The sequence below is a fragment of the Streptomyces sp. NPDC097129 genome (genome assembly GCF_055668065.1).
The window spans coordinates 314497-332107 of record NZ_JBVOQE010000003.1; the positions used below are offsets into that span (position 1 = coordinate 314497).

A 17611-nucleotide genomic window follows, 5' to 3' on the forward strand; every position below is an offset into this window, starting at 1 on the left:
ACCTCGTCCACGCGTTCCCCATGAGTCCCCTGCCCCCTCTCGACCGGTGGCGGCTGCCGGACAGCCGCCGTCATGCGGTCCCGGTTGCCCCGGATTCATCCGAACACACCGGAGTGGGAGGGGAGTTGAGCTGTTACGCCCGGGACGGCGAGGCCGCCGGCCCCAGAAGGGCACCCAGGGGCCGACTTCCGGACAGGCACACGGACAGACCTGCGGGCGGGCGGGGCAAGCATGCGGGCGGGAGTGCCGGCGGCGGACGCCGGCACTCCCGCCCGGGGGTTCAGGCGGCTTCAGCGGGTGGCGAGCATCTGCGTCCGCAGTCCGGCGACGATGCGGGAGATCAGCCGGGAGACGTGCATCTGGGAGATGTTCAGCTGCTCCCCGATCTGCGCCTGCGTCAGCTCCTCGACGAACCGCAGATGCAGGATCAGCCGGTCGCGGTCGCCGAGTTCGGCGATGAGCGGGGCCAGGGTGTGGAAGTTCTCCACCAGTTCAAAGGCCGGGTCCTCCATGCCGATGACCGCGGACAGCGCCGTCTCGTGGTCGTCGGGGTCCTGGCTGATGCTCGCGTCGAGGGAGGCGGAGGTGAATCCGTTCGCCGCGATCTGCGCTTCGACGACCTCGTCCTCGCTGAGGTTCATCAGCGCCGCCAGCTCGGCGACTCCGGGGGCGCGGCCGAGGCGGGTGTGGAGTTCCTCGGTGGCCTTGGTCAGTTCGGCCCGCGCCTCCTGCAGACGGCGCGGGACGTGCACGGCCCAGGAGGTGTCACGGAAGAACCGCTTGATCTCGCCGACGATGTACGGCACGGCGAAGCTGGTGAACTGCACCTCGCGGGAGATCTCGAACCGGTCGATGGCCTTGATCAGCCCGATGACGCCGACCTGGACGACGTCCTCCATCGTCTGGCCGTTCCCGCTGCGGAACCGGCCGGCCGCGTAGCGCACCAGCGACATGTTCATCTCGATGAGCGTGTTGCGGGCGTACTGGTACTCGGCGGTGCCCTCCTCGAGCACCGCGAGCCGTTCGAGGAACAGCTGGGTGAGGGTGCGGGCGTCCTGAGGGGCGATCTTCTGCGGGTCGGTGATCTGCGGCAGTGGCGTGCCGATGTCCGTGGTCGTGCCGACGCGCGTCGCCATCTCGAACCCTCCCTGAGCGTACCGGCCCGCTCCGTGTCCCCGGGCCGTCCTTGTCGGGCCGTTACCCGGCGCTGCGCGAGTCATGCCCCCAGCCTACGGCAATGGTGAGCGGCGTCACTGCCGGAGGCGTCCGCGTCACCGGCGGGAGCGGAGCCGTTCGAAGAGGCGCTGGGCCTGGGCGCGCCGGCGCGGGTCGGCGGCCTCGCGCCGGATCTGCTCCATCGTGCGGCGGCCCTGCGGGCTGCGGGCGAACTGCTTGATCCGTTCCATCACACCGGCCATGACGCTCCTTGTCCTCCGCCGGGTCGCGGGACCGCGGTTCGGTCCCCGGGTTCGTAGCGCTCGTCTACCCGGCCGCCGCTCGTTCAGCCGGGCATCGCCGGGGGCTTGCCCGAGCGCGCGGCGGGCGGCCGGTGGGTGGGCCCGGCCGCGTCCCGTGGGGGGGGGCGGCCACGCGCGCGTGTTCGCGCGCCGCCGCATCGCGTGCGTGACGGTCCTACAGTGGACCGACCAGCACCGACAGCCACGCGCCGCAGCGGGCGAGCCACCCCGGAGCCTCCATGACCCACGCCGCACCGGACGACGGCTCCGACGCACTGTTCGGCCTGGAGGCCCTGGGCGCACCGGGCGCCGCGGCCGGAGCCGCCGGCCCCGACCGGCCAAGGCCACGGGAGGACGCCTTCCGCGCCAGTACCACGGCCCGCCGGCTGCTGCCCGTACGGCACATCTACGCCGAGCCGGCGGCCGCCGCGTCACCCCGCGGCCGGCAGATCCTGGACCGGTTCCCGCGGGCCCGGGTGACCGAGGTGGCGTCCCACTGGAGCATCCCCGGCCTGCACGGCAACGAGGGCAACGTCGAGCGCTGGGTCCGCGTCAAGGGCGAGACCCTGGTCCTGGGCGAGAAGAAGACGCTCACCACCCGTCCCAACGGCCGGTCGGCCGACTGGATCGCCCCGGGCCCCTCGAACGGCTGCGCGATGGCCTGCGCGTACTGCTATGTGCCGCGCCGCAAGGGGTACGCCAATCCGGTCACCGTCTTCACCAACATCGACCGGATCATCGCCCACCTCGGCCGGCACATCGCGCGCCAGGGCAGCAAGCCCGAGCCGAACCAGTGCGACGACACGGCCTGGGTCTACGACATCGGGGAGAACGGCGACTGCTCGGTGGACGCGCTGATCTGCGACAACACGGCCGACCTGGTGCACGCCTTCCGGCACTGGCCCACGGCCAAAGCGTCGTTCGCGACGAAGTTCGTCAATACGGACCTGCTGGCCTACGACCCGCGCGGCCGTACCCGCATCCGGTTCTCCCTGATGCCGGCGGACGACTCCCGCCTGCTGGATCTGCGCACCTCGCCGATCGCCGACCGCATCGCCGCCGCCGGGGACTTCCTCGAGGCGGGCTACGAGGTGCACTTCAACCTCTCCCCCGTGGTGCTGCGGCCCGGCTGGCAGGCGGCGTGGGGCGAGCTGTTCGGACACCTCGACGACGTGCTGCCGGACGCGGTCAAACGGCAGGCGGCGGCCGAGGTGATCATGCTCACCCACAACGAGGGCCTGCACGAGGTCAACCTCGGCTGGCACCCCCAGGGGGAGGAACTGCTCTGGCAGCCCGGCCTCCAGCAGGTCAAACGCTCGCAGAACGGCGCGCTGAACGTCCGCTACCGCAACGGTGTCAAGGCCGAGGCGGTGGACACTCTCCGCGGCCTCGTCGCCGCCCACGCCCCCTGGCTGCGGATCCGGTACGCGTTCTAGCGGGGCCGGTTCCTGACACGGGATCGGCGACATGGATCGCGACGACGAGGGCAACCGGTGATCACGTTCGTCGTCGCGAGAGGAGATCTTCGTGGACAAGCGGAAGTGGGTCACGGGTGTGGCGCGCAGGGAGCTGGCCGAGGTGCTGAAGAGGGAGTACGAGGAGGGGCGCTCGATCCGCGCGATAGCGGAGGCCCACGGCCGCTCGTACGGCTTCGTGCACCGGGTGCTGTGCGAGTCGGGCGTACCGCTCAGGGCCCGGGGCGGCGACGTGCGCGCCCGCGCGGCCCGGTCGGCGGGCTGAGAGCCGGCCGGCCCCGCCGGCGGGGCCGTGGCCGACAGGCCGACCACCCGAGGCCCGGACCGCCACCCGGACGGCTCGGTCCGCCCCCCGACGGCCCGCCCGGTCAGCCGAACCACACGACCAGCCGCACGTTGTCGTCCCCGTACACGCCCGCGAGGTCGCGCATCGCCGCCCAGAGCGGGGCCCAGGGCTCCTCGTCCGGCGGCGCGAGCATCCGGGCCGTGAGGACGACAGGGCGGTACACGGCGCCGTCCAGCCGCACCTCGCCGCCCGGCGGCCACTCGGACGGGGCGAGCGAGAGGTGCCCGCCGAAGGCGTCGGCCGCCGCGTCACACAGGTCGGGCGTGGCCGGGACGACGTCGTGGAACACGAGTCCGTGCTCGCCGTCCCGCCACTCGCCGGCCCAGTACCAGGCGGGCCCGTCGGTGATCGGGGCGTCCCAGTCGGCCGCCCTCACGTCGGCCCAGGTGGCATGGGTGTGCCCGTGCTGGTAGTCGCCCTCGGCGCTCTCCCGTACCACGTCGGAGACATCGTCGGGCAGTCCGCGGTGCGCGAAGAGCGGGCGGTCGATGTTCTCCCTCCCGCGGACGTCGAACAGACACCCCCATGCGTCGCCGTCCCGTCCCAGGCGGAAGTCGAGCACATCGGCCTCGACCTGCCAGCCATGATTGTTCTCTCGGCACTCGATCGCTCCGTCGATGTCCGTTCCCACGAAGCGGACCTTATAAGGAGCCCCGGCCCCTCAAGCGACTCCCCTCACCCGCTCACCCGCCGCGCCAGGCCCCGCAGTACGGCGTTGCGGCCGCGGTCCGGGACCGTCCACAGGGTCTGGCCCCGCAGGCCCCATTGCCGCAGCAGGGCGTTGGCGGCCTGGAAGCCGGTCGTCGCCGCTCGTTCCATCAGCGCCACGGGCAGGTCGGTGCGGACCAGGTCGCCGGCCACCGCCAGACTCGGGTCGGGGGTGCGCACGGTGGGCCGGTCCTGGTAGCCGCCCACCGGGAACAGCGGGCAGTCCTCGCGCCACTCGTGGCGGCTGTCGACGACCGTGGCCGCGCGGGTCTCGGGGTAGACGCGGTGCAGTTGCTCGACGAGGCGCTTCTCCTCCACGTCGCGGGGCGACTGCGGCCGTACCGCGTACGCGTGCAGCTCCATCACGGAACCTCCGGTGCGCGCGGCCCAGCGGGTGGCCTCGTCCTCCCAGCGTTCCAGGACGCTGACGTTGTCGAGGGTGCCGAATCCGCTGGTGCCCAGGAAGCCCGGCCGGTCGGCGGCGACGGGCCGGTCCAGCCACAGGCGGGTGACCAGGAACGGTGGTGCGGTGCGCAGTCGTGCGATCCGCTCACGCCAGGCGGCGTCGCCCAGCCGGTCCGAGCGGGCGACGAGGGAACGCAGTCCGCCGGTGTCCAGAGCGAGGACGACGCCGTCGTGATGGGTCTCGTCCCCGTCGGTGGTGATCCGGTGACCGCCGTCCCGTGCCGGCGCGACGTGCTCGACGGAGGTGGCAGTGCGCACCGCGGCACCGTGCCCCTCCAGGTAGGCGGCGAGCGGGTCCCACAGGGCGGCCGGGAAGGGTGCGCGGGGCACGTCGAACAGCAGGCCCTCGGCGGAACCGAGGAAGTAGATGTGGAACATCAGCGCCAGCTCGGCCGCCGACAGGTGCCGCGGGTCGGCGAAGAAGCTACGGGAGAACACCTCGAAGGCCAGGTGCCGGGCCTTTTCCGGGAAGCGGACGGCGTCCAGGAAATCGTGGGCGCTGATGTCGTCGAGACGGGCGTACACGTCGGGCACGCGGACGTCGAACAGGGGCAGCGCCGCGACCGGGTTCAGGGCCCGCAGGTCACGCAGCCCGAAGGAAGGGCTGAGCAGGGCGAAGCCGAGCGCGCTGAACGGCGGGGTGCGCGGGACGTGACGGAAGCCGTCCCGCGTCCCGCCGGCGTGCAGCAGCGGATAGTCCGGCAGGCCGGTGAGCCGTTCCAGCGCGGGATCGGTACGGCGCAGCAGGCCGCGCAGGTTGTAGTACTGGCGGAAGAAGGCGTGGAAGCCGCGGCTCATCGTCACCGGGGTCCCGTCCCGCAGCCGGGTGGGCCAGCCCCCGACACGTCCGCCGAGGTAGGGCTGCCGCTCGTAGAGGGTGACGGCCACGCCGCGCTCGGCCAGTGCCGTCGCCGCGGCCAGCCCGGCGATGCCGCCGCCGACGACCGCGGCGGTGGGCCGGGCGCCGTCGACGCGCCGGCCGCCCCCGGGGCCGGGCAGGACGCGGGCCCGCCGGTCCCGCCCACGACGCGCGGCGGCCGACCGGGCCTGTCGAGCCGACCTGGCCGACCGAGACGACCGGGCCGACCGGGCCTCCGGGCGGGCGTCGGGCATCGGGCGAGCCCCGGCCGCTGCCGGATCCCGGACCGTCGGGTGGTCCCCGGCCGTCGGCTGGGCCCCCGTCATGGGGCGGTCCCCAGTCATCGGGCGATTCTCGGTCGTCTGGTGGCCCGCGGCCATCGGACGGTCCGCAGCCATCGGATGGTCCCCGGTCGTCCAGCGGTCCCGGCTCGTCCAGTGGTCCCGACTCGTCCGGCGGTCGCCGGTCACCGCGTGCCCTCCGGGCGGCGTGCGACGAACGTGTGGGTGATGCCTGTCTGCCAGCCCGGCAGGGGCAGAGCCCGTACGTGGTCGAAGCCGGCCCCGCGCAGACGGTCCGCGAAGCGGCCGGCGGTGTCGAAGTCGACGACGCTGCGCCACAGATGACGGTAGAGGGCGCCGTCTCCGAGCACCGCCCCCGCGGGCTGGACGACACCGCGGCACACGAGGGTCCACACCGCCCGGTCCACGGCACGCCCGCTGAGGGTGTACTCGTGCACGCCGAACCGGCCGCCGGGCGCGAGCAGCTCGCGCACGGCGGCCAGTACGGCGTCGGGGTCGTCGACGTTGCGCAGCAGGTAGGCCGCGAAGACGGCGTCGAACGGTCCTGTGACGCCCGCCTCGGCCAGGCGTTCCGCCGGTGCGTGGACGAAGGTCACGCCGTCCGCCCACGGCTTGGCGGCGGCCCGTTCCAGCATGCCGGCGGAGGCGTCGACGGCTGTGATGTCCGCGGCCGGCAGGGCGGAGCGCAGCGCGGCGGTCGAGGCGCCGGTGCCGCAGCCGAGGTCGAGCAGGCGCAGTCCCTCGCCGTGCCCGGGCAGACCGAGCCTGCGTACCGAGCGCCGCAGGTGGGCGTGGTAGCCGGGGTTGGCGGCCACCAGCGCGTCGTAGCTGCGGGAGGCGTGGTCGAAGGCGGCGGCGAGGTCCTCGTCGCGCAGCAGGGTCATGCGGTCTCCAAGGGCGGAAGGTGGGGGAAGGGCACTGGGGGGCGGGGCGTCAGTCGAAGGGGCGGCGGGGCAGGGACGGCAGTTCCAGCGCCGAGTGGAGCATCGGGCGGATCGGTGTGCGCAGGCCGATGGCGAGGTCCTCGTGCAGGCGGGTGTCGCCGTCGAGGAATCGCAGCAGGCGGCCCATGGGGATCTGGGCGAAGAGCCGGCAGAACAGGGCGGGCCCGTCGACCCGGCCGGTGGCGAGGGCGCGCAGCAGTACGGCGTCCATGGCGCGGGAGCGCACGGAGTGGGCGGGCGGCGGCAGCGGGCGGCGCCCTGCGCGCAGTGCCGCGGCGACGGCCCGCGTCTGACGTTGCAGGCCGGCGAAGGTGTATCCGGTCGCGGGGCGGGTGGCGCCCCCGGCGGCCCCGATGCGGAAGACGGACGCCCCGGTCTGCCGGGCGATCGGGGCGTCCGTCATCGGGATGACGCCGGTCTCGGTGGCGAGGACCTCCCGCTCGCCGAGGCGCAGGACGTCGTCGGCGTAGTGCCGTACCGCCGCCTCGTAGCCGCTCGCGGTCAGGGCCCGCGGTGAGAACTCGGTGTACTCGACGAGTGCCTCGTGCGGTCCGAGGGGCAGGACGTAACCGAAGGACAGGCCGTCGGCGGGCTGGGGGGTGCGGAAGTCCATCAGCTCCGCGACGCCGGGGTCGAAGACGGGCCGGGACGTGCGGACGAACCAGCCGTGGAAGTGCTGGAGCAGAGTGGTGCGCGCGGCCGGCAGGCTGCCCAGGGGGCGGGAGTCGAGGACCCAGCGGGCGTGCAGGACGCGGTGCGTGCCGTCCGCCTCCCGCAGGTGCACACGGGCGCCGCCGGTGACGTCCTCCACCGTCTCCACGGTGGCCTGCAGGCGGCGGACGTTGGGGCTGTCCGCCAGTTCCCGGCCGACGAGGTCCTCGAAGTCGTCGGAGCGGATCATCTTGTACCGCAGCGGCGCGAGGTCGTCCTCGATCGGGGTGCCCGCGGGCGGACGCACCCGCAGCCGCTCCCAGTGGGCCGTCACCGCGGCGTCGAACCGGCCCCGCCCGCGCTCCCAGAAGCACCAGGTGCGGCGCGGCGGGCGCAGCGGACCGGGCGGAGCGTCGACCAGGACCACGGACGGCGTCCGCAGCCCCGGCGCGTGTCCGTTCAGCCGGTGGGCCAGGGACAGTCCCGCGGCTCCGGCCCCGACCACCGCCACCTCCGACTCCAGCACCAGGCCTCCTTCTGCCGCCACCTGTCCGCCCCGCCTGCCGGTGTTCCCGCCCGTGTGCCCGAACGGATGCGGGTCACTCGTCTGCGGTGATCCGCCGTTGCCCCGGCAGCGGGCCGGGGAAAGGACATCGCGCGGCGGTCGGCGCACACATGGTCGGACGTTGCCGCATCCGGGTCCGGCGGACCCGCCGAAGCATGTGGCGACGGAGTGCATCGCGTTCACGACGAGAGGAAGCGGGATGAGCCCCACACAGGCGAAGGAACACCACGGCGGCGCGCCGCCGCCCGTCCCGCGCCTGCTCGCGGTGCCGGGATCGCCCGGACGGACGCGCCCGGACGACGTGAGTGGCCCGGCGGACGAGGCCGGCAGCACGGGTCCGGCGGAGCTCTGCGACGTACGTGAGGTCGACGCCGATGTGCCCGCCGCCGTCGGGCGGGTCCTCGACGGCGTCCTCACCGAGCGCGTCGCCCGCGCGCACGCCGTGGACGATCTGTTCGCCACGGACATCGCGGCGCGCGTCGCCGACTTCACCCGGGCCGGCGGCAAACGCACCCGCTCCCAGCTGCTGTGGTGGTCGCTGCGCGCCTGCGGCGGCGGCGACCGCGCGAGTGCCGCCGCGGCCCTGCGCCTGGGCGCGGCGCTGGAACTGCTGCAGACGTGCGCCCTGGTGCACGACGACGTCATGGACGGGGCGCTGCTGCGGCGGGGCCGGCCCGCGCTCCACGCAGACCTGCGCGCCCGGTACGCCGCCTCGGCGCCGGCGGCGCGGGCCGGGCGGTTCGGGGAGGCGGCCGGCATCCTGGCCGGTGATCTGGCGCTCGCGTGGGCGGACGACCTGGTCGCCGAGACGCAACTCCCCGCGTCGACGGTACGGCCGGTGCGGCGGCTGTGGAGCGACCTGCGCACGGAGATGGTGGCGGGCCAGTACCTGGACGTGCACGGTCAGGTCACCTCAGCGCAGGCTCTGCCGCGCGCCCTGCACACCGCGTGCCTCAAGAGCGCCCTGTACTCCGTGGCACGCCCGCTGGCGCTGGGCGCCGCGCTGGCGGGCGCCGACGACGCCACCGTCCGGGCGCTGGACGCCGCGGGGCGGTGTACCGGCATGGCGTTCCAGCTGCGGGACGACCTGGACGACGTCTTCGGCGATCCCCGCCGGACAGGGAAGAGCGGCGGCGCCGACATTCGTGAGGGCAAGCCGACGTATCTGACGGTCCTCGCCCGGGCGCGGGCCGCGGCAGCCGGCGACGACCGCGCCCTGGAGGTGCTGGAGAGGTCGCTCGGGGACACCGGGTTGACGGACGCGGGCCTTGCCGAGGTGCGGGAGGTGCTGGAGGCGACAGGCGCCCGGGCCGTGGCCGAGACGAAGATCGGCCGGCTGGTGGCGCAGGGGCTGCGGCACTTCGACGGCGCGTCGCTCGATCCGGCGGCCGGGAACCGGTTGCGGGAACTGCTCCGCCGGACCGCCGAGGGCGGCCCGGGGGCCGCTCCGGAGCCGGACCTCGACGCGCGGGAGCCGGGGCGATGACACGTCGACTGCCCGGCCGTACCGACCATGTGGTGGTCGTGGGAGCGGGCCTCGCCGGACTCGCGGCCGCCCTGCATCTGCTGGGCGCCGGGCGCCGGGTCACCGTCGTCGAACGGGACGCGCTGCCCGGAGGACGGGCCGGACGTCTCGAACTCGGCGGGTACGGCATCGACACCGGGCCCACCGTGCTGACCATGCCGGAGCTGGCCGACGAGGCGTTCGCCGCCGTCGGCGACAGCCTGTACCGGCGGGTGGAGCTGATCGCCCTGCATCCGGCGTACCGGGCCTGCTTCGCCGACGGCAGCGCCCTGGACGTGCACACCGACGGGGACGCCATGGCGGCGGAGGTGGAACGCTTCGCCGGGGCCCGTGAGGCGGCCGGGTACCGGCGGCTGCGGACCTGGCTGGAGCGGCTGTACCGGGTGCAGATGCGCCGTTTCATCGACGCCAACTTCGACTCGCCCCTCGGCCTGCTCAACGCCGACCTGGCCCGCCTGGCGGCGCTCGGCGGTTTCGGCCGGCTCGACGCGCGGATCGGCAGTTTCCTGGATGACGAGCGGCTGCGGCGGGTCTTCTCCTTCCAGGCGCTGTACGCGGGAGTGCCTCCGGCGCGGGCGCTGGCCGCGTACGCCGTCATCGCCTACATGGACACCGTCGCCGGCGTGTACTTCCCGCGGGGCGGCATGCACGCCCTGCCGCGGGCGATGGCGGACGCCGCCGCCGACGCGGGCGCCGAGCTGCGGTTCGGTCAGGAGGTGACCCGGCTGGAGCGGTCCGGCTCGCGGGTCACCGCGGTCGTCACCGGCCAGGACCGCATCCCCTGCGACGCGGTCGTCCTCACCCCCGACCTGCCCGTCGCCTACCGGCTGCTCGGCCGCCGGCCCCGGCGTCCGGTGCGGCTGCGCCACTCCCCGTCCGCGGTCGTGCTGCACGCCGGCACGGACCGCACCTGGCCGCAGCTGGCGCACCACACCCTGTCGTTCGGGGCGGCCTGGCGGGGCACGTTCGACGAACTGACGCGCACGGGGCGGCTGATGAGCGATCCGTCCCTACTCGTCACCCGTCCCACCGCGACCGATCCCGGGCTCGCTCCGCCGGGCCGTCATCTGCACTACATCCTCGCGCCCTGCCCGAACACCGACATCGGCCCGGGGGCCGCCGCGTGGGGCGACCTGGCACCCCGCTACCGGGCGACGCTGCTGCGGGAGCTGGAGCGGCGCGGGCTGGACGGCATCGAGGACGCGATCGAGGAGGAGTGCCTGGTCACTCCGGCGGCCTGGCAGGCGCAGGGACACGCCGCCGGTACGCCCTTCTCCGCGGCCCACACCTTCGCCCAGACCGGCCCGTTCCGGCCCCGCAACCTGGTGCGCGGCACCGAGAACGCCGTCCTCGCCGGCTGCGGCACCACCCCGGGAGTCGGCGTGCCCACCGTCCTGGTGTCCGGCAAGCTCGCCGCCGCCCGCGTCACCGGCCCGGCGTCCCGTATCGCGGCCGGTGCCCGCCCGGCCCCGTCGAAGGAGAGCACCGTATGACCGACCGGGAACTGGACGCGGCGGGCATCGTGGACCCGGCGCTGCGTGCGGCCTACCGTCGCTGCCGCGCCCTCAACGCGCGGCACGGCAAGACGTACTTCCTCGCCACCCGGCTGCTGCCCGTCGAACGCAGGCCCGCCGTGCACGCCCTGTACGGCTTCGCGCGCTGGGCCGACGACATCATCGACGCGCTCGACCCGGCCACGGACACCGCGGCCCGCGTCGAGGCGCTGGCAGAGCTGGACAGCGCCCTGGCGAGGGGGTTGCGGGACGGGCGCAGCGAGGAGCCGGTGGTGCTGGCCGTCGCCGACACGGCCCGCCGCTACGGCATCGATCACGCGCATTTCCGCGACTTCATGACCGCGATGCGCTGCGACCTCACGGTCACGCAGTACGCCACCTACGCCGACCTGCGCCGCTACATGCACGGCTCCGCCGCCGTGATCGGGTTGCAGATGCTGCCGGTCCTGGGGACGGTGGCGCCGCGCGAGGTGGCCGCGCCGCACGCCGCCGCGCTGGGCGTCGCCTTCCAGTTGAGCAACTTCCTGCGGGACGTGGGCGAGGACCTGGACCGCGGCCGCGTCTACCTGCCCGCGGATCTCCTCGCCGGTCATGGCGTCGACGGTGAACTGCTGCGGTGGAGCCGTGACTTCGGGCGCCGCGACCGCCGGATCACCGCCGCGCTGGAGGAGTTCGCGGCGCTGACCCGAGGCGTGTACCGGGAGGCCGCGCCGGGGATCGCCCTGCTCGACCCGGTCTCACGCCCCTGCATCCGTACCGCGTTCGTCCTGTACGGCGGCATCCTCGACGCCGTCGCCGAGGACGGCTACGCCGTGCTGCACCGCCGTGCGGTGGTGCCGCGCCGCCGCCGTGCCGTGGTCGCCGCCGACGGCCTGACCCGGGTGGCCCTCGCACGGCTGCGCGCCCGGGGCCGGTCCCACGGCCCGGTGCCCCCGGCGCCGAAGCGCCTGTCCGCCGTCACGCGCGTGCGGGCCGGCCGGCCCGTGCCGGAGGAGGTCGCGTGAGCCCCCGCCGTATCCCCCTGTCGCTGCGCCGCAGCCCTGTGCCGTGGGAGCGTCAGCGGCCCACCTGGCGCGACGCCAGACCGGCGGTGATCGCCGACGCCCTGAAACGCGCCGGGGCACGTCCCTCGGGCAACTGGTACGTCGTCGGCGCGTCCGCAGCGGTGCGCGGCGAGCGCCCCCTGGCGCGCACGGTCGCGGGTGAGGAGGTGGTCGTCTGGCGCGGCGCCGACGGCCGGCTCGTGGGCGGGCCCGGGATGTGCCCGCATCTGGGGGCGCCGCTGCGCGACAGCCCGGTGCGCTGCGGCACCCTGGTGTGTCACTGGCACGGCCTGGCCCTCGACGGGCGCCTGTACGCGGGCTGGACGCCGCTGCCGGTGCACGACGACGGCGTGCTGGTGTGGGTGCGCCTCGACGCGGCCGGCGGGGAGCCGCCGACGGACGCCCCGGTCGTGCCCCGGCGTCCCGAGCGCGGACGCGCGCTGACGGCCGTCTACACCGCCACGGGCGTCTGCGAGCCCGAGGACGTGGTGGCCAACCGCCTGGACCCGTGGCACGGTGCCTGGTTCCATCCGTACTCGTTCGTCGACCTCACCGTGGCCGGCTCCCCCGAGGACGGCGACGGCGCCTTCACCGTGGACGTGTCGTTCAAGGTCGCGGGGCGGCTGGTGGTGCCGGTGCGGGCGGTGTTCACCGCCCCCGGTCCGCGCACCGTCGTCATGCACATCACGCGGGGCGAGGGGGAAGGGTCGGTCGTCGAGACGCACGCCACGCCGCTCGGCGTGGACGGGCACGGCCGGCCGCGCACGGCGGTCGTGGAGGCGGTGCTGGCCGCCTCCGGCCGCCGCGGCTTCGCCGTCGCCCGCCGGGCGGCCCCGTTGCTGCGTCCGCTGATGCGCGCCGCGTCGGGGCGCCTGTGGCGCGACGACCTCGCCTATGCCGAACGCCGCTGGGAGCTGCGCTCCACCGGCCGCTTCCCCGGCTGAAACGGCCCCGCGCGTCCCGTCAGTCCAGGAAGCGCCGCAGGGAGGACGTCATGCTGCTGACGAAGGCGTCACGGACCGGCTCGTCGACGCGGTCCAGGGACAGGTAGGGGTTGAGGTCTTCCAGCTCCACCAGCAGCAGGTCGCCCTCCTGGGTACGGCAGGCGTCCACCCGCTGGATGCCGTGGGCGAGGGTGTTCCAGTCGATGAAGCGGCGGGCGAAGCCGAGGTCGGCCGCGCTCGCCTCGTAGGGCTCGAGGATCCAGCGCCGGTCGGGGTCGGGGGCGTACAGGGCGTACTGGAAGGCGTCGTCGACGTAGTAGAAGGACACCTCGTGGCGGAAGTCGACGCGGGGCTGGACCAGGACGTCGCCGTAGGTGATCCCGTCGAGCCCGTCCCGGGGCACGACGGTGAGGCCCACGGAGTCCGCGCCGGTCTTCGGCTTGACCACGTACCGGTCGGTGTCCGGCAGGTGAGGGAGGTCCTCGGGCCGGTCGACGGTGGGGATGACGGGGAATCCGGCGGCCGTGAGCTCCAGCAGGTACTGCTTGCCGGCCATGTCGCCGCGGCCGGTCAGCGGGTTGTACACCCGGGTGCCGCGGGCGAGGGCCTGGGCGCGGAAGGCGTCGTACTGCTTCTGGTAGTGCAGCACGGGGCCGCTGTTGCGGACGACGACCGCGTCGAAGGCGTCCATGAGGGCGGCGGCGTCCAGCGGGTGGCACAGCGCGATGCCGAAGTCCTCGCGCAGCCGCGCCGACAGGAAGATGTCCTCGTCGCAGTAGCGGCGCCCACGGGCCTGGTAGGCGAGGTCGGTCACGAACAGCAGTCGGGGGCGGGCGGGCACGGGCTGCTCCTGGGTCGGCGGCCCACCACCCTACCGGGACGCCCCGTCACCGGCGCACGACCAGGCTCTCCACCGCGTAGGACAGCTCGTCGGCCGTGGGCTCGGGTGGCGGGTGGTAGCGGCCCGCGCAGACGGACAGGTTGACGATCAGGTGGGCGTGCCAGCGGGAGCCCACCCCGCGGCCGTCGGCGAAGACCTGGCGTCCGTTCAGCTGCCAGACGACGTCGCGTCTGCCGAACGTCACGGCGAGGTCGACGACCGCGCCGGGCCGGACGGCGTCGTCGTGGACGTAACTGCCGCCCGGACGCACGTGGTTGGTCAGCTCCAGGAGGTCGGGGTGGTCGGGGTGGTACTCGAACGCGTCCACCTCGTTGCCGCCGTCGCGCCAGGTCCAGATCGCCGGCCAGGCGCCCTGTCCGACGGGCAGCCGAACGCGGGTCTCCAGGCGGTCGCCGGTGCGCACCATGAACCCCTCGGCGCTGTCCTCCGTGGTCAGCAGGCCGGTGTCCCACAGGCCGTCGGACCGGCGTGTGGCGCGGAACGTGCCGGTGCGGGAGTAGGCGGGATCGGCGGTGAGATGGTCGAGTTTGTCGTCGCCCGGGTTGGTGGGGCCGCCGTCCGGGTAGGCCCAGGAGCGCCCCGCGACCCACTGGCGGTCGGAGGAGAAGTCCGCGACGAAGACGGGGTCGCTCACACCGCACGCTCCCTTCGCCCGCCGCTCTCCGCGGCGTTGACGGGGTCATGCCCCGAGCGGCGACGGTCATGCGGCGAGCGGACGCACAAGGCCCTCCTTCACCCGATCGTGTGACGAGCTGCCTGACCCTCCGTCAGAGGACGTACGTCATCGCGGTGATCCCCCTCGGTCACCTCTCGCCTGCCCCGCCCGGCGGCGCGACGCCGGTCAGGGACTCGGGGCGCTTCGCCGCACGGATCGTCCCGGTCTCCCACAGGCACCAGGTCGACCACAGCAGCAGCGTCAGAAAGGCGGCGAGGAGCACCAGCAGCAGCACCGTCTGCCGTGCCGTCCCGCCCTCCCCACGAGGGTGAGCAGCAGGCACCCGGTCCAGGCGGCCGCACCCCAGGCGTACACGGTCCTGAGCTGCCGCAACTGCTTCACCACTTCCATCGGCCCCTCCCGGGCAGACATGTACACGTCTTCTGCCGGTACCCTCGCAGTGCGACTTCACCGCGTTCCGCTCCGTCGGATGCGGCGTGCGAGGTGCCGGCGCGGCGGTCTCGCCCCTCCCGGGTGGGACGGGACGGACCGGATCCACCCCGTCCTCTCCCCCATCGGAGCCCACATGACCGCCGAGCCCGGCGCTTCCGAGCGCCGCAGCGCCACCGACTTCAGCACCGCGCGTCTGGAGGCCTTCAGCGACGGCGTGTTCGCCATCGCCATCACGCTGCTCGTACTGGACCTGCGGGTGCCGGAGCCCGACACGCTGCACGGCGAGTCGCTCGCGCACGCGCTCGCCCACCAGTGGCCCGCCTATTTCGCGTACCTGGTCAGCTTCCTGGTCATCGGCATCATCTGGATCAACCACCACGCCCTGTGCGGCCTCGCGCACCGGGTGGACCGCCGGACGCTGTTCGCCAACCTCTTCCTGCTGCTCGCCGTCTCCGTCATCCCGTTCCCCACCCGCCTGCTGGCCACCTATCTGACCGCGCGGCACGCCGACGCGCAGACGGCGGCCGCGATCTACGCCGCGACGATGGTGGTCATGGGCATCGCCTTCTCCCTGCTCATGCTGTCCTTCACCCGCGACGCGCGGGCTCTGCGCACGCCCGTCGCACCGGCGGATCTGCGCGCCGCGCTGCGCCGCTTCGGCATCGGGGGGCTGTGCTACCTGGCCACCGTCGCCCTCGCCTACGTCAGTCCCGTCGCCATGCTCGCCACACACGCGCTGATCGCCGTCTACTACTGCTTCGACCAGCTCGCACCGGTACGCCGTTCCCCCTCGGCCGGCGGACCGGGCCGGGGGTGAGCGCGGCACGATCGTGCCGGGGAGGGCGCCGGCCGCTCACTCACCCGTGCGGCGCTGCACCGTCCACCCCGGATCGCCCTCGCCGTCCAGGGGGGTGCGCAGCGCCAGCAGAGCGACGTCGTCGTCGTTGTCGGCGGGGCGGACGCGGCTCAGCAGCTGGTCGGTGAACGAGTCGAGCGGGCGGTGGACGAGGGCGGCGGCGTGCCGGCGCAGGCGCTGGAGCCCCTCGTCCAGGGAGTGGCCCCGTTCCTCGATCAGGCCGTCGGTGTACATCACCAGGGTGCAGCCCGGCGGAAGGGTGACCGTGGCGTCGACCCGCGGGGCGACGCCGCCGCCGGTGCCCAGCAGGATGCCGTGCGCGCCGGTGAGGTACTCGGCCAGGCCGTCCCGGCTCAGCAGCAGGGGCGGCGGGTGACCGGCGTTGGTCCAGGTCAGCGTCCAGTGACCGGTGTCCGCGCGTTCGAGGCGGGCGAAGAGCAGGGTGGCCATGGTGACCTCGGTGATGTGCTGCACCGCGCGGTCAAGGCGTGCCACGACCCGGCTGGGGGGTTCCTGCTGGGACCAGGCGTAGGCGCGGAGCATGTTGCGCACCTGCGCCATGCCGGCCGCGGCCTCCAGGTCGTGTCCGACGACGTCCCCGATGGCCAGGGCGGTGGCACCGTCCGACAGCGGGAAGGCGTCGTACCAGTCGCCGCCGACCTGTGAGGCGTGCGGTGCGGGCAGGTAGCGGACCGTCATCCGCAGGTGGGGCACCTGAGGCATCTGGGGCAGCAGGTGCTTCTGCATCGTCTCGGCGACCTTGCGCTGGCGCTGGTACAGGCGCGCGTTGTCCAGGGCGAGCCCGGCGCGGCGCGCGATGTCCTCCAGCAGCGGCAGGTCGGCGGTGGTGAAGGGCAGCGGGTTGGCCGCCCGCCCGAGGGTCAGGGCGCCCAGGACCTCGCGGGTGCTGCGGATGGGTGCGATGGCGGCTGAATGTATCCCGGTGGCATCGAACAGGCGGCGCTGCTCGACGGCGATGCCGGAGTCCGGCTCCCCCTGGTACGTGTGCGGTCCGGCGATGGTGGAGGAGACGCCGCGCAGGGCCCGGGACAGCGGCATGGGCGACTCCTGCGGGATCGGCGGCATCGGGCCCTGGAGGTCCTCCAGATGGGTGAGGCCGTCACGGTCGCCGTGCACCACCGTGCTGCGCCAGACCTCGTCGCGTTCCGTGATCAGGTCGATGACGGCCCAGTCCGCCAGCCGGGGCACGACCAGCCGCACCAGCCGGTCCAGCGCCTCGTCGACGTCGAGGGTGGAGGTGAGCCGCGTGGTGGTCTCGGCCAGCAGCGCCAGCCGTTCCAGCTCCGTGAGCGGCTCGACGGCGCCTTCGGACCGGGGCCCGCCGGCCGTGCGGCCCGCCGCGTGGAACAGGACCAGGGTGCCGGTCAGCTCCTGGCCGACGTAGTACGGCGCGATGTGCCAGCCGATCGGCAGCAGGACGCCGTCTCCGCGGGCGAAGTAGTCGCGCTCCGCCGCCGCGGGGCGCCCTTCGAGGAAGGCGTGCCGCATGGAGCACTGCGTCCTCGCGATCGGCTGCCCGTGCAGGTCGCGGTGGAGCAGGTCGTGCGCGTCGTGCCCCAGGAGATCTTCCTCGGGCCGGGCGAGCAGCGCCGCCGCGCGCGTGTTGACGGCGAGGATGCAGCCCTGCGCGTCCACGACGTAGGCGCCGGTCCCGATGGCCTCGAGCCGTGCGACCAGCTCGTCCGGGACGGTGGGTCTCGGCGACGCACCCGTGCGCCGGGTGTCCTTGGGCCCTGCCATGTGACGGCTCCTCGACTGTTCCGCGCGGCCCCCGGGTCCATGGCGCCTCGTCGGCTCGCTGACCGCCAACCGTACGTCCTTGCGGGGTGAGCGTGCGAGGCCGTTCGGCCGCAACCGGAGCAGGGGCCGGAGCCGGAGTCGACGGCACGGGACGGGAGGGACGAGCCGTGATGTCGGGGTGCTCCAC

Annotated in this window: 17 protein-coding genes; 7 read left to right on the forward strand and 10 right to left on the reverse strand. The window is 74.2% G+C overall.

The window, feature by feature from the left end; genetic code table 11:
* Nucleotides 1–290: 290 nt before the first annotated feature.
* Complete coding sequence (locus tag AC0B9F_RS12120; RefSeq protein WP_472001492.1) at nucleotides 291–1136, reverse strand: SigB/SigF/SigG family RNA polymerase sigma factor; 846 nt, start codon at nucleotides 1134–1136, stop codon at nucleotides 291–293.
* 135 nt (nucleotides 1137–1271) lie between these two features.
* Entirely contained in the window at nucleotides 1272–1418 is a 147-nt protein-coding gene (locus tag AC0B9F_RS12125; protein ID WP_472001495.1) for a hypothetical protein, read from the reverse strand.
* Between the two features lie 278 nt (nucleotides 1419–1696).
* On the opposite strand from AC0B9F_RS12125, the gene AC0B9F_RS12130 reads away from it, so the two are divergent.
* Entirely contained in the window at nucleotides 1697–2893 is a 1197-nt protein-coding gene (locus tag AC0B9F_RS12130) for a spore photoproduct lyase family protein (protein ID WP_472001497.1), read from the forward strand.
* 91 nt (nucleotides 2894–2984) lie between these two features.
* Nucleotides 2985–3197 carry a helix-turn-helix domain-containing protein gene (locus tag AC0B9F_RS12135; RefSeq protein ID WP_472001500.1) on the forward strand — a complete coding sequence of 71 codons (213 nt, stop codon included), beginning with the start codon at nucleotides 2985–2987 and terminating at the stop codon, nucleotides 3195–3197.
* A 103-nt stretch (nucleotides 3198–3300) separates the two neighbouring features.
* Here AC0B9F_RS12135 and AC0B9F_RS12140 read toward each other — a convergent pair whose 3' ends face one another.
* The 4 genes from AC0B9F_RS12140 to AC0B9F_RS12155 form a co-directional block, all read right to left on the reverse strand.
* A complete protein-coding gene (locus tag AC0B9F_RS12140) occupies nucleotides 3301–3909 on the reverse strand; it encodes a hypothetical protein (protein WP_472001502.1) in 609 nt (202 codons plus the stop codon).
* Nucleotides 3910–3953: 44 nt separating this feature from the next.
* Nucleotides 3954–5654, reverse strand: a complete 1701-nt coding sequence (locus tag AC0B9F_RS12145) for an FAD-dependent oxidoreductase (RefSeq protein WP_472001505.1) — start codon at nucleotides 5652–5654, stop codon at nucleotides 3954–3956.
* Between the two features lie 122 nt (nucleotides 5655–5776).
* Nucleotides 5777–6496 carry a class I SAM-dependent methyltransferase gene (locus tag AC0B9F_RS12150; RefSeq protein ID WP_472001507.1) on the reverse strand — a complete coding sequence of 240 codons (720 nt, stop codon included), beginning with the start codon at nucleotides 6494–6496 and terminating at the stop codon, nucleotides 5777–5779.
* Between the two features lie 49 nt (nucleotides 6497–6545).
* A complete protein-coding gene (locus AC0B9F_RS12155; RefSeq protein WP_472002125.1) occupies nucleotides 6546–7736 on the reverse strand; it encodes a lycopene cyclase family protein in 1191 nt (396 codons plus the stop codon).
* Nucleotides 7737–7971: 235 nt separating this feature from the next.
* Here AC0B9F_RS12155 and AC0B9F_RS12160 point away from each other — a divergent pair, with 235 nt between their 5' ends.
* From AC0B9F_RS12160 to AC0B9F_RS12175, 4 genes are read left to right on the forward strand one after another with little or no spacing between them, the layout of a single operon-like run.
* Entirely contained in the window at nucleotides 7972–9258 is a 1287-nt protein-coding gene (locus AC0B9F_RS12160) for a polyprenyl synthetase family protein (protein WP_472001509.1), read from the forward strand.
* A complete protein-coding gene (gene crtI, locus AC0B9F_RS12165; protein ID WP_472001511.1) occupies nucleotides 9255–10790 on the forward strand; it encodes a phytoene desaturase family protein in 1536 nt (511 codons plus the stop codon). The genes AC0B9F_RS12160 and crtI overlap by 4 nt, the downstream gene beginning before the upstream one ends.
* Entirely contained in the window at nucleotides 10787–11815 is a 1029-nt protein-coding gene (locus tag AC0B9F_RS12170) for a phytoene/squalene synthase family protein (RefSeq protein WP_472001513.1), read from the forward strand. The genes crtI and AC0B9F_RS12170 overlap by 4 nt, the downstream gene beginning before the upstream one ends.
* A complete protein-coding gene (locus AC0B9F_RS12175; RefSeq protein WP_472001515.1) occupies nucleotides 11812–12798 on the forward strand; it encodes a DUF5914 domain-containing protein in 987 nt (328 codons plus the stop codon). The genes AC0B9F_RS12170 and AC0B9F_RS12175 overlap by 4 nt, the downstream gene beginning before the upstream one ends.
* 19 nt (nucleotides 12799–12817) lie before the next feature.
* On the opposite strand, the gene AC0B9F_RS12180 is transcribed toward AC0B9F_RS12175, so the two are convergent.
* The 3 genes from AC0B9F_RS12180 to AC0B9F_RS12190 form a co-directional block, all read right to left on the reverse strand.
* Entirely contained in the window at nucleotides 12818–13639 is an 822-nt protein-coding gene (locus tag AC0B9F_RS12180; protein WP_472001517.1) for an ATP-grasp domain-containing protein, read from the reverse strand.
* Nucleotides 13640–13685: 46 nt separating this feature from the next.
* Complete coding sequence (locus AC0B9F_RS12185) at nucleotides 13686–14333, reverse strand: LamG domain-containing protein (RefSeq protein ID WP_472001519.1); 648 nt, start codon at nucleotides 14331–14333, stop codon at nucleotides 13686–13688.
* 169 nt (nucleotides 14334–14502) lie between these two features.
* A complete protein-coding gene (locus AC0B9F_RS12190; RefSeq protein WP_472001521.1) occupies nucleotides 14503–14697 on the reverse strand; it encodes a hypothetical protein in 195 nt (64 codons plus the stop codon).
* Nucleotides 14698–14940: 243 nt separating this feature from the next.
* Between AC0B9F_RS12190 and AC0B9F_RS12195 the strand changes: the two genes are divergently transcribed.
* Nucleotides 14941–15624: a TMEM175 family protein gene (locus tag AC0B9F_RS12195; protein ID WP_472001523.1), complete on the forward strand. Its 684-nt coding sequence runs from the start codon at nucleotides 14941–14943 to the stop codon at nucleotides 15622–15624.
* Between the two features lie 36 nt (nucleotides 15625–15660).
* Here AC0B9F_RS12195 and AC0B9F_RS12200 read toward each other — a convergent pair whose 3' ends face one another.
* Nucleotides 15661–17424 carry a PP2C family protein-serine/threonine phosphatase gene (locus AC0B9F_RS12200; protein ID WP_472001525.1) on the reverse strand — a complete coding sequence of 588 codons (1764 nt, stop codon included), beginning with the start codon at nucleotides 17422–17424 and terminating at the stop codon, nucleotides 15661–15663.
* Nucleotides 17425–17611: the final 187 nt, after the last annotated feature.